This window comes from Martinezella sp. CNPSo 3964 (assembly GCF_057784375.1).
On record NZ_JBXSOW010000002.1, the window covers coordinates 16,541 to 30,106 of the forward strand.

Annotated in this window: 16 protein-coding genes and 1 pseudogene; 6 read left to right on the forward strand and 11 right to left on the reverse strand. The window is 56.1% G+C overall.

Annotation, left to right across the window (positions count from 1 at the left end; all coding sequences use genetic code 11):
• Nucleotides 1-9: 9 nt before the first annotated feature.
• The 3 genes from AC13Q5_RS06665 to AC13Q5_RS06675 all read right to left on the reverse strand — a co-directional run bounded on the left by AC13Q5_RS06665 (nucleotide 10) and on the right by AC13Q5_RS06675 (nucleotide 2,139).
• Nucleotides 10-528 carry a dihydrofolate reductase gene (locus AC13Q5_RS06665; RefSeq protein WP_488501189.1) on the reverse strand — a complete coding sequence of 173 codons (519 nt, stop codon included), beginning with the start codon at nucleotides 526-528 and terminating at the stop codon, nucleotides 10-12.
• 105 nt (nucleotides 529-633) lie between these two features.
• Nucleotides 634-1,470: an NAD(P)-dependent oxidoreductase gene (locus AC13Q5_RS06670; RefSeq protein WP_488501190.1), complete on the reverse strand. Its 837-nt coding sequence runs from the start codon at nucleotides 1,468-1,470 to the stop codon at nucleotides 634-636.
• 102 nt (nucleotides 1,471-1,572) lie between these two features.
• Nucleotides 1,573-2,139: a helix-turn-helix domain-containing protein gene (locus AC13Q5_RS06675; protein WP_075850870.1), complete on the reverse strand. Its 567-nt coding sequence runs from the start codon at nucleotides 2,137-2,139 to the stop codon at nucleotides 1,573-1,575.
• A 291-nt stretch (nucleotides 2,140-2,430) separates the two neighbouring features.
• On the opposite strand from AC13Q5_RS06675, the gene AC13Q5_RS06680 reads away from it, so the two are divergent.
• Both AC13Q5_RS06680 and AC13Q5_RS06685 read left to right on the forward strand, forming a co-directional pair.
• A complete protein-coding gene (locus AC13Q5_RS06680) occupies nucleotides 2,431-2,958 on the forward strand; it encodes a GNAT family N-acetyltransferase (protein ID WP_488501191.1) in 528 nt (175 codons plus the stop codon).
• 13 nt (nucleotides 2,959-2,971) lie between these two features.
• The gene (locus tag AC13Q5_RS06685; protein WP_488501192.1) at nucleotides 2,972-3,415 is read left to right on the forward strand and encodes a DMT family transporter; all 444 of its coding nucleotides are present in this window, start codon (nucleotides 2,972-2,974) and stop codon (nucleotides 3,413-3,415) included.
• Here the strand turns inward: AC13Q5_RS06685 and AC13Q5_RS06690 are convergent.
• The 6 genes and pseudogenes from AC13Q5_RS06690 to AC13Q5_RS06715 form a co-directional block, all read right to left on the reverse strand.
• Nucleotides 3,412-3,693: pseudogene (locus tag AC13Q5_RS06690) on the reverse strand (thymidylate synthase); the annotation flags it as partial. The gene AC13Q5_RS06685 and the pseudogene AC13Q5_RS06690 sit on opposite strands and share 4 nt — an antisense overlap.
• 911 nt (nucleotides 3,694-4,604) lie before the next feature.
• Entirely contained in the window at nucleotides 4,605-6,161 is a 1,557-nt protein-coding gene (gene metG / locus AC13Q5_RS06695) for a methionine--tRNA ligase (RefSeq protein WP_488501193.1), read from the reverse strand.
• Between the two features lie 288 nt (nucleotides 6,162-6,449).
• Nucleotides 6,450-6,749, reverse strand: a complete 300-nt coding sequence (locus AC13Q5_RS06700) for a DCL family protein (protein WP_488501194.1) — start codon at nucleotides 6,747-6,749, stop codon at nucleotides 6,450-6,452.
• A gap of 8 nt (nucleotides 6,750-6,757) precedes the next feature.
• Nucleotides 6,758-8,683: an AAA family ATPase gene (locus tag AC13Q5_RS06705; RefSeq protein ID WP_488501195.1), complete on the reverse strand. Its 1,926-nt coding sequence runs from the start codon at nucleotides 8,681-8,683 to the stop codon at nucleotides 6,758-6,760.
• On the reverse strand, nucleotides 8,670-9,191 hold the full coding sequence (locus tag AC13Q5_RS06710; RefSeq protein ID WP_488501196.1) for an ABC-three component system middle component 5: 522 nt from the start codon (nucleotides 9,189-9,191) through the stop codon (nucleotides 8,670-8,672). Before AC13Q5_RS06710 ends, AC13Q5_RS06705 begins: the two co-directional genes overlap by 14 nt.
• A complete protein-coding gene (locus AC13Q5_RS06715) occupies nucleotides 9,188-9,754 on the reverse strand; it encodes an ABC-three component system protein (protein WP_488501197.1) in 567 nt (188 codons plus the stop codon). The genes AC13Q5_RS06710 and AC13Q5_RS06715 overlap by 4 nt, the downstream gene beginning before the upstream one ends.
• 361 nt (nucleotides 9,755-10,115) lie before the next feature.
• Here AC13Q5_RS06715 and AC13Q5_RS06720 point away from each other — a divergent pair, with 361 nt between their 5' ends.
• The 4 genes from AC13Q5_RS06720 to rpsU all read left to right on the forward strand — a co-directional run bounded on the left by AC13Q5_RS06720 (nucleotide 10,116) and on the right by rpsU (nucleotide 11,455).
• On the forward strand, nucleotides 10,116-10,265 hold the full coding sequence (locus AC13Q5_RS06720) for a hypothetical protein (protein ID WP_488501198.1): 150 nt from the start codon (nucleotides 10,116-10,118) through the stop codon (nucleotides 10,263-10,265).
• 46 nt (nucleotides 10,266-10,311) lie between these two features.
• Entirely contained in the window at nucleotides 10,312-10,809 is a 498-nt protein-coding gene (locus AC13Q5_RS06725; protein WP_488501622.1) for a BON domain-containing protein, read from the forward strand.
• A gap of 246 nt (nucleotides 10,810-11,055) precedes the next feature.
• On the forward strand, nucleotides 11,056-11,211 hold the full coding sequence (locus AC13Q5_RS06730; protein ID WP_488501199.1) for a hypothetical protein: 156 nt from the start codon (nucleotides 11,056-11,058) through the stop codon (nucleotides 11,209-11,211).
• A gap of 40 nt (nucleotides 11,212-11,251) precedes the next feature.
• Nucleotides 11,252-11,455, forward strand: a complete 204-nt coding sequence (gene rpsU / locus AC13Q5_RS06735) for a 30S ribosomal protein S21 (protein ID WP_488501200.1) — start codon at nucleotides 11,252-11,254, stop codon at nucleotides 11,453-11,455.
• A 109-nt stretch (nucleotides 11,456-11,564) separates the two neighbouring features.
• Here rpsU and AC13Q5_RS06740 read toward each other — a convergent pair whose 3' ends face one another.
• Nucleotides 11,565-12,908 carry a PQQ-dependent sugar dehydrogenase gene (locus tag AC13Q5_RS06740; protein WP_488501201.1) on the reverse strand — a complete coding sequence of 448 codons (1,344 nt, stop codon included), beginning with the start codon at nucleotides 12,906-12,908 and terminating at the stop codon, nucleotides 11,565-11,567.
• Nucleotides 12,905-13,348 (reverse strand): DUF2231 domain-containing protein, encoded by a 444-nt coding sequence (locus AC13Q5_RS06745; protein ID WP_488501202.1) that lies wholly within the window; start codon nucleotides 13,346-13,348, stop codon nucleotides 12,905-12,907. Before AC13Q5_RS06745 ends, AC13Q5_RS06740 begins: the two co-directional genes overlap by 4 nt.
• Nucleotides 13,349-13,566: the final 218 nt, after the last annotated feature.

Sequence of the window (13,566 nt, forward strand, 5' to 3'; positions counted from 1 at the left end):
GGGCAGCTTTTATGCTTTTCGCCTTAAATAGCTAACGAAACGCGTCGGATAAGTATCCTTTTCGCCTGCCGGAACGGCAAGCTCGCTATCCGTTTGCCAGATATCGCTATCGATCTCTGGAAAGGACGTATCGCCTTCCACATCCGCCTCGACATGCGTGATCAGCAATCGATCGGAGAGATCGAGCGCCTGCCGATAGATTTCGCCGCCGCCGATGATGCAGATTTCGTCGACATTGCTTTCTTTAGCCAGACGGGATGCAACCTCGATCGCTTCATCGAGCGAATGGACCGCGACTATCCCCTCAGCCGAAAAACCGGCGTCGCGAGTAATGATGACATTCGGGCGGCCGGGTAACGGCTTGCCAATCGACTGGAACGTCTTGCGCCCCATGATAACGGGTTTACCGAGCGTCATCGCCTTGAAGCGCTTGAGATCGGATGACAGTCGCCAGGGCATATCGCCTTCGCGCCCGATAATGCCGTTGCGCGATACGGCAACGACGATGGTCTTGATCGGCTGTGTCATGCGTCTTCCTCGGTCTGCCTCGCCGACACCAATGCGAATCGGCCCGGCGATTTTACATCATGATGGCTGCAACGGCAGATGGAACGCACCTGTCATGGCCATGGATCAGCTGCCGCTATTCAATTTATCGAGCTGATCTGCCAAAAGACCTCCCTCTTCCCGATCCCTGGCCATCTTTCGGTAGAGCCCGGCCATGCCCTTGAAGATCAAGGCGGCGGGATCATCCTCGCCGAGAAACTCGGAAATCTCCTCCATCTCCGCGACCCAGCGATAGGCTTTCGGATACATGTCGGGAATGCCGTGGACGAATTTTGCATCGAGATCCGGCAGGCTTTCCTGAAGCTCGCGTTTCAACGCCGCATCGGCGCCGGAGCGGATCGCGGCAAGCAGCATGGCGGTGCCGAGGCCAGTGACGCCCTTGTTGATGCCGGCGTAACACATCTTCAATGCCGAAGCCGCGCCGATCGCGCCGTCGATGCGACGAACCTGTAGCCCGTGCTCCACAAGCACGCCACTGTCGTTGGCGGCATCGCCGCTCACATAAAGCTTCGGTCCCTTCTGTCCGGGCTTCGGCGGACCGCCAATGATGGAGCCATCGAGCACCACGCCGCAGTCGCTGCCGAAAATCGCCGCAACTTCGGTCATGGTCTTCGGCGAGATCGCGTTGCAATCCATGAAAGTCGTCTTGCTGCCGTGCCGGCGGAGCTCGGCGGCGACCTGCTTGGCCACGGCAACCGCCTCGGCCGGCGGAACGATGGAAAGAATGAGACGCGACGCGGCAATCGCGTCCAGCCCGACCGGCTCCATGCCTGCTGCTTTCGCGCGCTCGACAGTCGAAGCCGAGCGCCCTTCAAGATAGGTGACCACTCTCGCCCTGTTTTCGACCAGACGGCGAGCGATGGCACTCCCCATGGCGCCAGCTCCTATGACTGCGATCTCCACGGCCAATCTCCTTCTCCGCTTGAGGAAGGTGGCACCATATCGCCTATCGCCCGGCCGGACGAGCGGAATGCCGTGCGGTAACGCTAAGTTTAGCGCCCCGCCTCACGCGTTGCGAAGCACAAGGACGGCATAGGTGCAGGGCACTTTGCTTTCATTCCTGAAGACGCAATCCGTCGGTGGACCGAGTTCCAGGCAATCGCCCGCCGACATCAGATGCCTGGCGTCTCCTTCAAGAAAGGTCAGCCGTCCCTCCAGTACCCAGATCAGCTGCCGCATGAAGGCATAGGCCGACGCGGGCATCGGAACTTCCGCCCCCGCAGGCAATTCGATGCGGACGAGATCGAGCGGCAGGTCCGACTTCGGGGAAACGTGCCGGCGTTCATAGCCCGTCTGCGGATCGACCCAGACAGGTTGCTCTTGCCTCCGGAGAAAACGTCCCTGCTGCATCTCCGCACGCGCCATCAAGGTCGACATACTCAAGCTAAAGGCGCCGGAGAGCTTGCCGAGCAGCGTTGCCGTCGGGCTGCTCTCGCCGCGCTCGATCTTGTGGATCATGGCACGGGATACGGTCGAGCGCTCGGCCAGCTCCGTCAACGACCAGCCGCGGCTCTCCCGTTCGATGCGAATGCGTGCGCCGATGCGCCTGTCGATATTATCAAGTTGAGACATTCCGTCACTATAGTAGACAAATATGGGAAAGACAATCAATGTCAGACGCCTTTGAAAGATCGCGCCATCCAAACTTAGCGATCCGGCGACAATTGAATTCAAGAGCCTATTTAGTTGTTGAAATGGTGCTATATTTCATCAGATCGCGCATGATGCGCCGTTGATCTCATTGCTTTCGATTTGTTGGATTTTTGTAATAACATAGTAGACGAATGCAAAAATCGGTGTATGACAGAGTGGAACGCCGAACCAAATACCCATCCAATTTAGTGGATGACCACGGAGCCGCCGATGCAAATTCGCGATGCGAGAGACGAGGATATTGCGGGGATAACTGCGATCTACAATGACGCTGTTGCCAACACCGCTGCGATATGGAACGAAACGCAGGTCGATATCGCCAATCGCCAACAATGGCTGCTGGACCGGCATAAGCTCGGCTATCCAGTACTGGTGGCGACCGATGATCAAGGCGACGTGATCGGCTACGCCTCATTCGGCGACTGGCGCGCCTTCGACGGCTATCGCCATACGGTCGAGCATTCCGTCTATGTCCGCAACGATCAATATCGCGGCGGCATCGGCAAGGCGCTGATGATCGAACTCATTGAACGCGCCCGGTCGATCGGCAAGCATGCGATGGTCGCGGGCATCGAGGCCGGTAATGAGGCTTCGATCAGGCTGCACGAAAAGCTCGGCTTCCAGCAGGTCGGCCTTCTGCCACAGGTCGGCACCAAGTTCGGGCGCTGGCTCGATCTGGCCTTCCTGCAGCTGTTGCTTGATCAGCGCACCGATCCCGACTCCAAACCGATGGCCTGAGGGCAGAAGCACCATGCCGATCACTGTGGCAACGCTCATTCTCGCCGGCATATCTCTGGTTCTGCAGAACGCGCTGATGGTACGGATCACCCAGTCGGCGTCGACAGTGCTCATCGCCCTCGTGATCAATTCCTCTGTCGGCTTGTCGGCATTGCTTGCGATCCTGATTTCGCGCAACGGCCTCGCCGGCCTTGCGGAAGCCGTCGGTGCCATCAGGCCGTGGGCCTTGCTACCAGGCCTGCTCGGCTCGTTCTTCGTCTTTGCCGGCATCCTGGGATATCAACGCCTTGGCGCGGCGCCCACCATCGCCGTACTCGTCGCCAGCCAGCTGCTGGCCGGCCTGGCATTCGATGCCACAATATCCGGAAAGACGACGGCCGGCTTTGGCGTATGGCAGCTCGTCGGAACAGCGCTGCTCGTCACAGGCGCCGTGCTCGTTGCCGGCCGGAATGCCTAAACCGCGACTTCGGCCGCAATCGCGGCATGTGGCTCGTAGCCCACAACCTCGAAATCCTCGATGCGATAATCGTCAATGCTGTCGGGCCGGCGCAACAGGCGCAAAGTCGGGAACGGCTTCGGTTCACGGCTGAGCTGCTCACGAATCGCATCCAGATGATTGAGATAGAGGTGAACGTCCCCGCCCGACCAGACCACCTCTCCGAGATCCATATCGACCTGCTGCGCGACCATGGCCAGCAAGGCCGCCTGCTGGCAGATGTTGAAGGGTTTTCCGACGTCATGTTTCTTACCGTCAATTTTCGGTATCATTAAAGACCTCTATGCTCCTTCTTGTGATGTTGAGCCACACCCCTCCAATGGTCAACGATACCCATTTACTTGCGATGGAAATCTCCCCTTGCTCCATTGGTAGTCCGCCCGTGTCGTGGAGACCCCCATATCGCAGCGGCGCGGGCGGACGGCCTACAGGGCTCCCGTCGGCTTTAGCCTTAGAGCGGCAAGAAGGTCTTTCACGTGTGAGCCCAACTCTCTGCCTAAGGCGAGCTGCGATTCTGTTTTTCCAAGGAAACGATTTCGTCTTCCCGGCTTTACCATTGTTGGCCTGTCTTTGACTCCAGCGAAGTCGCGCCGTGCATCACGGGCGAATTTGTGCATTCCGTCAGGGATTCTCGCCGCGAAATCTGGGCCTGCCCCAAAAATCCATTCCGCCTCAGAAACCTAATATCCCGGAGCCGAACGCGCTCATCTTTCAAGGATTTCTCCATGGCTGACGATACCGCAAAGATCGCACGCTCTGCAGACAAGATGACGCTCGCAGATCATTTCTGCGAGTTCCCCGGATGTGTAAAATGGGGTGGGCTTGGATACGAGGTGGGGTACGGTGAAGCCCAGTGGTTTTGCTACGAGCACAAATGGACGACTACCGTCTGGGAAAAGCGCGGCGGTCATTCTTCGATGACGAGGCCTCGGGGATCGAGGCGATCATGGTCGAGCCGCTTGCCGTGGCGTCTCGCTAGGCGGAGATTTCACCTGGTCACAGCAGACCTTTCGGACATACGTGTTCCCCAGCGTAACTATCGCGTCTTTGGCTATTGGGCCGCTGTTATCTCCGGACAGCGGATCTACCTCGACATTCAGTGGACGCTACATATCGCGCACTTGCTCAACATGGTTCCCTCGGAGGGACCTCATACCGACACCATCAGTTGCTTCTTCGGGAAGAGAACGTCGCCAGGAGCGATACTCCGGCCATCGGAAACCAGTTCCTCGCCATAGAGCCGAGGAGCTTGCAGGCCGAACTTCGCCAGAAGGGCTTCCGATGATGATGGCAGGAATGGAAACAAAAATCGTCCAATCGTGCAAAGCGCGTGGACCTGCTCGGCGAGGCTGTCCTCGATCCTCGAAGAAAGCTCCGACGCCTCCTCTCCAGTGCTGTGGAGTAGCCTTTTCGCATCCGTCCACGGCGCCTTCCGCACGAGCCGGGCATTCGCCGCTGCCGCGTGCCTGAGTATCAGGCTCAGCGCGGAGTGAAACTCACGACGATCCCACGCTGCCAGCACGTCATCCGTGAGCTGATCGGTGGATCGCGTGAACTCGTTTCGGCGGAGACGAGGCACGATGCCGTCGCACTGTCTGTCTATGAGGGCGAGCACGCGGCTGGCAAGGTTTCCGATCTGGTCGGCGAGTTCTCCGTTCCATGCCGTCTGAAGGCGGCTCTTGGAAAAGTCACCGTCATCGAAGGGACGAATGTGGCGCAGAAGATAGTATCTAAGCGCGTCGGGCGTTCCGTAATCGGCAATGATGGGTTCGGGATCGATGCCGTTGCCAAACGACTTGCCAATCTTCCGTCCATCCACCGTGAGGTAACCGTGGATGAGAATGCGCGTGGGCAGCTCAATCCCCGCCGAGAGCAGGATGGCTGGCCAGTAGATAGCGTGGAACTTCGATATGCCTTTCCCGATGAGGTGGCAGCGCGTTCTGACATTCGACCAGCGACGTTCGAAGCCATCCGGGTCTTCTTCGAAGGAGATGCCTGACAAATAGTTTGCGAGGGCGTCGAACCAGACATAGACGACATCCTCGGGATGATCCGGGACCGGGATGCCCCATCCGCCTGCGCGAACGGCACTGCGGGAAACGCTAAGGTCGTGAAGACCGGAACGCAGAAGCGACAGAACCTCGTGGCGACGGTGATCTGGGACGATCTCAAGTCTTCCGCTCTTGATCAGATCGAGCAGTGGCCGCTCGTATCGCGAAAGCCTGAAGAACCAATTCTCCTCGGAAACGGCTTCTAGTATGGTTCCGTGTTCGGGGCAGCATCCTCCGGCCAATTCCTCCTCGTCGTAGAACTGCTCGCATCCGACGCAGTAGAGACCACTGTAGGACTTGCGATAGAGGTCGCCATTGGCAAGACAGGCATTCCACAGGGCACGCACGGTCGGCTCGTGCCGCGGATCCGATGAAGTTTTGACAAACGTATCAGGTACGACGTCGAGCGCTGCGGCAAGTCGCTCGAAACGGCCGGAGTTGCTGGCGACGAGATCCGCAGTCGAAACCCCTGCCGCGGCAGCCGCGCGGACGTTCTTCAGGCTGTTGTCGTCGGTTCCGGTCTGAAACCACACATCATCCCCGAGGAGCCGCCTGTGCCGCGCGAGAGCGTCCGCCTGGACAAGCTCGAGCGCGAAGCCGACATGCGGAGACGAATTCACATAGGGGATGGAGGTTGATAGGTAGAAGCTGGTCATTGCGGTCATCCTTTGCTGGCTGTGCGTAAGCCCGCGAGACGGATGTGCAGACAAAGAAAAACCGCCTCGAGGGCGGTGGGCGCTGATGAAGACGCACGAGTTCCGCCACGCTATGAGCGCAGCATCATCATGCCGAAAGAGAAACTCCGTTCGTTCTTCATGCGAGATCTATGACACGGGATGTGGCGGACTACAAGGCATGATATATCCGCGCCGTTCCGAGTTCATGGGGCTGTGGTTTGCCAAAGGCACACCAAGGAATCTCTAGCACCGCTCGAGGCTCCCGCCCTATAAGGGTCGATAGCATTCTTTGAATGAAAATCGCGCGACTGTGCCGTCAACACGGACGACCCAAAAGCACCGAGTTCCATAGTCTGCCAATCGGACTTCGAAATGTCTGACACCAGCTCCGATCTTCGCGGCATATTCTGGATGCCGCAGCAGCGCCAGCCTTAGAAACCGGTCGTCCACTTCATCGACCTTCTGGTTTAGGCCGTACTTGTAGAGAATACCTCGAAAGCGCTCACGCGCCTCCGCTTGAGTACCGAACGTCTCGCCACCAATCTCAATCAACTGCCGTTTTCCCATCGCAAATCCTACGTAACAGGTCGAATGATGTTCAAGGTGCCGTGTTCGAGTGTCGAGAATTTTCCAACGAAGAGATCTTCCGGGATTTGGCTCCAAGGCATTGCAGTCGCCAATATGACTTGATGTTCCACATCCGTTGATTTTGATATCTCAATGACCTGCTTCTGGAAATTATGGCTTCGGGCCTGCTCCATACCCTTGTCTTCGGTGATATCGATCATGAGGAAACGAGGATGCCGGAAGTCCTTGTCGTGCAACGCCGCGGCCAGAAAGCCAACAAGGAAGGCCGTCTTCAACACCACGCGGGAGCTGGCTGAGAAGTACGTGTGATCGTCAACTGTGATCGTATTTTTTCCGAAAGAGAACTCCACCCTCTTCGGATCGACGAACGAGTCCTGGCGCTTGAGATCTCCCTTCAGCAGCTTGATTGTCTCGCGCTCGATTTCGCTACGAGCCACTCGTATCCTATCGGTCTGATTTCTCTTCAACGTCGCAATCCGGTTTTCCAAGTTTTGGATGTCCAATCCGAGGTTCGCCTTCCTCTGCGAGAGATCACCGATCTTGTTCGCCAGTTTGAACTGCGCCTCGACATCCTCAATGGACCGATCGAGGTATCCAAGTTGCCGATGGAGTTCCCTGATCTCCTCTCTGACCTTTGAGGTCGGCCGGGCTGCAATCGCCGACAACTCACGCGACTTCGCAGCCCAGCGAGATTTGATATCCTCGACCTTTGTGACCTGGGTCTTCAATCGGTCTCCGCGGATTACCTGAAGACGCTCGGACTGCTTAATTTGTATGGAAAGATTATTGATGATCCCGGTAACTTGCTCGTTCGCCCGTTCTGGGTCGATCGGCGTCTTACACAGGTGACATGCGAAGGAGTGCTCGTCCGCTTCAAGAAGCTCTGCATAGCAGGCAGGGCACGTAGCGAAATGCACGTCGGGAACAAGCTTGGCGGCAAGCCGGGCGTCCCTCAACGCTTCGGATTTCCGCTTCAGGCTCTCGATGAACAATTCGGAATCGGAAATTTCAAATTCAATTCCACCCTGGGCTTCTTGGGCTTCGACGAGATCCTGTTGCAGTCGCTGGACCGCGCTATAGAGTTCGTTTTGCTGCTTAAGGCTCAATCTCTGGAGCGTTGACGAAGAAAAGAACTCCTCTTCCTTCTTCGCGATCTCGTTCAACAAACGATCCTTGTCCGCAATAAGACTGGCGCGCTTCTGCGTGACCCACTCCTGTCCGAGGCTTTCCTCCCCGCCTACGACACGAAAGATACTCCGGAGTTCCGCAGAGACCTCCTGAAATTCCTTCTCCTTCGCTCTGAGTGCCTGCTGGGATTCATAGATTGCAGTGTCGAAGGCACCGCATAGAAGGTTCCCTACAGCTTCACGCAGATTCTCCGGGTCATAGCCTTCGAACCGGAAGAGACTATCGGTGGGGGAAAGTTGGTCAGCATAAAGCAGCCGGAGGACCTGATGCATCGTTATGCTCGAAGTCCCCTCAACTGCGACATCGGGCATTCCCAGCAGCCGAAAGATCGCTTGAGAGAAGCTCTCTTTGTTTTGAGAGCGCGCATACGAGTACCGCAGCCAAGATTCGATTGGCGCGGCCGCCGCAGCTTCGTAACGTCCGCCGAATATCTCCATGTCCGATTGAGCCGACACGTCAATCTTCCGACGCAGAACGGCAGGATTGCCGTTGAACTCGACCTCGATCCAGACGTGGTCGCACAACAATGCATAATCACTCCAGTCGAGTTTGCTGAGATCTCCTCCCAAGCCAAAGAATATGAAATTGAGTATGGTAGACTTGCCCGAGGAATTATCGCCGCGGACGACGTTGACCCCTGCGTGGAACTGCTCGTCATAGGCGATATACGCACCGCGTTTGACCACTAGGCGCCGGACAATCAGGCAGGGCTCAAATCGGATCATATCTGTATTCCAGTAACTTGCTGCGGGCTTTCAGACCGTCTTTCCCATAGAGGGCGTATCGGCTATTGATCTGACATAGGATCGAGATAAAGTCGGCCATAGAGGTATTTAGCTCGGAACACCGGCCTTCAAGTTCCACCCCAACTTGCTCGCCAGCAAACAGGATCTGGTTTCGCTCCCAGGCTTCTTCGCGAATAATCCCGGCTTTTGCCATGCTCTCGGCGGCGGTCTTTTGGAAAGGCGCCATGCGGTCGAACAAGGAATTGTCATCCGGCAACTCACCGTATGGCTTAAGTCGCGAGTAAGCCTTGCTGACCGATCGCCAGCCCGTGTCATCCGAAAACAATTGCAGGTTCTGCAATCTGAACGGATAAAGCAGATAGAAATCGAGGATCCTAAACTTATCGAAGGGCACAGCTTCCCGAAGGTTGCACCCGAAGTACAGTCTCAAGTACCTGAAAACCGTATGGTAGGGATCGAAGGCCTCGTTGTATGATAGCTGGGTCATGCCACAGCTCTTGGGCTGTGGTGCCACCGTATGAAGCACTGCTCGGCCAGCCAATAAACCATTCCCAGAACAATGTTGTGACTAATAATCATCAACTCACTGTTGCACTCTTCAACAATTGGATTGACGATGCGATCCATGACCATCACGTTCATCTCGTGCTCGGACAACTTCGGGATCTGCGGATAGATCACGTGAGAAAACTCGTTCTCGGTCTTGGCGAGAATATGGACGAAGATCGACTGGGCCGAAGAATACAATGACCATCGCTCAAGAAGCTTCGCGAACATCTCCTTCTTCTCGATAGCCTCATCGTAGTAGTGAGACATATTGGCCGCCCTAAGCTTGTCCTCGAGCCCCTGGACGCCATCCTGAGCCCGGCGGGCATGGTAGCGCGCGAGCTCATCAATCGTGATCTTTGTTTCATCACTCGAGTCGTATTGTTGCTTCAAGCGATGAAGCAGTTTTTCGACCATCGTCTTTGGAGCTTCTATCGTGACGTTCTTATCGCGTCCAATTACATCGCGTTCGGCACGAGCTTTGCTTTGATCGACTGTATTCATCGGCATTACTTGCGCGTAGTTGTCTTGTCGCGCCCGATGATATCACCCCGAGCGCTCGCTCGACTTTGATCCACCGAGTTTCCGTTCGTGCCTGACCGCAAGTTCTTTGTAAGCTGGAATGTGATGAGTGCACTCGCCGCACCACCCGCAATTAAGCCCGCAAGAAAATTTGAAAGATCAAAAGTAAAAGTCATAATTTCTCCCCTAGGTAGAGTAACCTAGCTATGCTTCGAGTAGTTTTGTCAATATTCGCATTCCCCAAGAAGTGAATTTGTATCGCCGCACCCACAACCGGTTGACGCCAACTCGCTCGGAACCTGAGCCACTCCTGGAAGTTATATCCGTAGAAGGAGAAGCTGCCATGATCCGCAAACTAAAATCGGGTGAATATCGTCTTTACTCACGCAAGGTCGATCCCAAGACGCACAAGCGCAGAAACCTCGGAACCTTCAAGAGCCGCCAGGCGGCCGAGAAGCACGAGCGCGAAGTGCAGTATTTCAAGCACCACTAAATCCGAGCTATCCGGTTTATTGAGTTGGGAGAAAAGGAGATTGGCCATGACGCAGCCTCGCAAATCCAAAATCCTGCCACGAGAAGAGGATTATCGCGACTATCAGGATCGCGACAATCGCGATGGCTGGCCGTATTCGGATGAGAGCGGTTTGAGTTCGCCCGATCCGGAAAATCGGGAATATGGCGCCACCCCGGCAAATTTTGACGAGGAACCTAATTCGGGCGTGATTGGGGATACCGCAGATGCGGACGGACTCGAGGAAGACACGGCCCACACGATTGGGCCACTTCCACCCAGCCGCATCGATGACGATGAACTGGAAGCGACGATTACCGAACGCCTCATTGAGAGCGAAGACATCGATGCAGACAGCATTGAGGTTCATGCAGACAACGGCATCGTAACGTTGGAAGGCGACGTCGAAACGCAGGCGGTTGCCGAACAGGTGGAAGCTCTCGGACTGTCTACGCCTGGTGTCGTCAAGATTCACAATAATCTGAAGACGATCAGTGTCGATTCCCATATTCCGCCGGATGTGTGACATGCGGCCTGGCATGTCCTGGAAGCTCGCAAATTAGTTCGTCCTTGTAACGTCGCCATTCAGTCCCCATCTACTGCCAAGAGAATTGCGATTCCGCTGCGCCACTGCGCTGCAATGGCCGACCAGTCCTCAATCGCCCTGGTTCCCTTAAGGGTCCGTTCTTTGCCCTCCGTTCGATAAAGTGACGGGCGTTTCCACCATCCATTGACTTAAGGGCTGGCCTCATGGCCGGCTGAGGAGATTTTATTGAACAAATCAAACGTAATTGCCGCAGACGCGGCAGCGAAACCGCGTGAATTCGGTGAGGTTGACAAGAGAGCCGACGACAAAAACTGGAAGCCCTACCCCTGTTTGCTGACCCGCAGCGAGCTTCAAAAATTGATTGCCAAGCAACTCGGTTGACGGCCTCCCACTTACCACTGGCGATAACAAGGAGAACAAGATGCAGGTTCTCGTAAGAGACAATAATGTAGAGCAGGCGCTCAAGGTGCTGAAACGAAAGATGCAGCGCGAGGGCCTGTTCCGGGAAATGAAGGAACGACGCGCCTACGAAAAACCGTCGGAACGACGTATTCGGGAAAAGGCGCAAGCTGTCAGCAGACATCGCAAAGCCATGCGGAAGAGGATGGTGCGCGAGGGACGCTGATAAGTCGGTCAGACTGCACATCCAGCCGCCGATTGCTGTTCGGCAACGGCCTACGGACACCGCGAAACGCAAGCGAGGCCTGCATTTCCGGCATCGCCGGTGATCGGTTTCACGGCGCTGCCGCGGTAACGCGCCAAACCGTGTTCCCGACGTCGTCGGCAATTAGCAGAGCGCCGGCTTTGTCAACCGCTAGGCCTACCGGCCGCCCCCTCGCCTCGTTGTCTGCATTCAAAAAACCGGTCACGACGTCCTGCGGAAGGCCTTTTGGTCGACCCTCTGCGAATGGTACGAAAATGACCTTGTAACCGTTGAACTGATGGCGATTCCAGCTCCCATGCTCGCCAACGAAAGCACCGCCGCGGTAGGTGTCTGGCAAACTGCCACCGGTATAGAAGGCCATACCCAAAGGCGCGACATGCGAACTCAGCGCGTAATCCGGAACGATCGCCTTCGCAACCAAATCCGGCCTTTGTGGCATGACCCTCGGATCGACGTTCTTGCCAAAATAGCTGTACGGCCAACCGTAGAAGCCGCCCTCCTTCACCGAAGTCATATAGTCCGGCACGAGATTGGGACCGAGTTCATCGCGCTCGTTGACGACTGCCCAGAGGGCGTGCGTCTGCGGCTCCCAGGAAAGACCATTCGGGTTTCTCAATCCATCTGCGAAGATGCGATGGCGGCCCGTTCCCCTATCGACCTCCCAGATGGAGGCCCGGTCCATTTCAGCCTGTATGCCGTTTTCCGTGATATTGCTGTTCGATCCGACACCGACATAAAGCAGCGACCCATCTGGGCTCGCTACAAGGCTCTTGGTCCAATGGTGATCGATCGGACCGCCGGGCAAATCGGTAAGTTTCGTTCCCGGATCGGGGATGCTCGTCTCCCCTGTCTTGTATGGATAACGCATGACCTTGTCCGTCTCCGCGACATAGAGGTCGCTACCGACAAGAGCGACGCCGAAGGGAGAGTCGAGATGGTCGAGAAAAATACTCTTCGTTTCGGCAACCCCATCCCCGTCAGCATCGCGCAACAGGGTTATGCGATTGCTTCCTTCGTTGTTGCCGGCAGATGTCGCCATTGACTCGATCCAGCCCATGATCAGATCCTTGGGCCGTTTGATCGATGCCGCGGGCGGCGCTACAGATTCCACAGCAAGAACATCGCCATTCGGCAGCACATAAACCGAACGCGGATGCTTCAACCCGGTCGCGAGAACCTTGATCTGCAGCCCTTTCGCTACCTGCGGCTTTTCACCGTTTTGCCAACCGATCACCTTGGCGACGTGCATTGGCGGAATGAGATATTGTGTCTGGGCCGGCAGTGTTGGATTTGGTCCGACCTGATCCTTCGGATCTTGTTCGTTCTGACTGCAGCCAGAAAGCGTGAGGATTGTGCCGCAGACAAGTGCAGAAAAGTAGAGGTGGCCAGTTGGTTTACCTGTCCTGATGTTCATCTTTCAACCCCTGGACCTCGTTGGTAAATCAATGCCTGCCTTATCCAGCCGCTGAAAAGGACGAGCACGACCACCACGGATGAAAGAATGAGGCCGCTCGGAACGACGGAAGTCCATGCATCCCTGCTGTGAACCAGCGCGTTGAAGAACGACAGGACAAGGACAAGAGCGTTGCAGATCGAATATAGCCCGACTGGCCCATGCATTGAGGAAAGTCGCCGGCCGAGCGCATCGATGACCATTGCAATTACGGCAAACAAACCGAACAGCAAGCCAACTGCAAGCAGCCATGCGGAGGCATCAGCCCACATGATTTCAGCCGTCCCCCAGTAAGCCAGGTCCGTTGCCAATGTAGCAAGGAAGCAAACCATTGGAATTGGAATGAAGAGCGAGTGAATGGGGCGATGTGGATGTATAGCCCGAAGTTCTTGATCGACCATGTCGCTGTCTCCAATATTTATTCCTGCGAGGAGCGCTCGCCAATCATTTATCGATATGTTTTATTCCGAGCGAACACCTCGAACGTTGGAGGACACGGCGAATCCTGAACTCAAACTCCCGAGGAGGAAGCCGACGGGCGACCGATTCAAGCTGGCCTGGGCTGAATTGAGACATCAAGCCTTTCGCACAGCTTTCGAGTGAGCCGAAGTACAGCGCT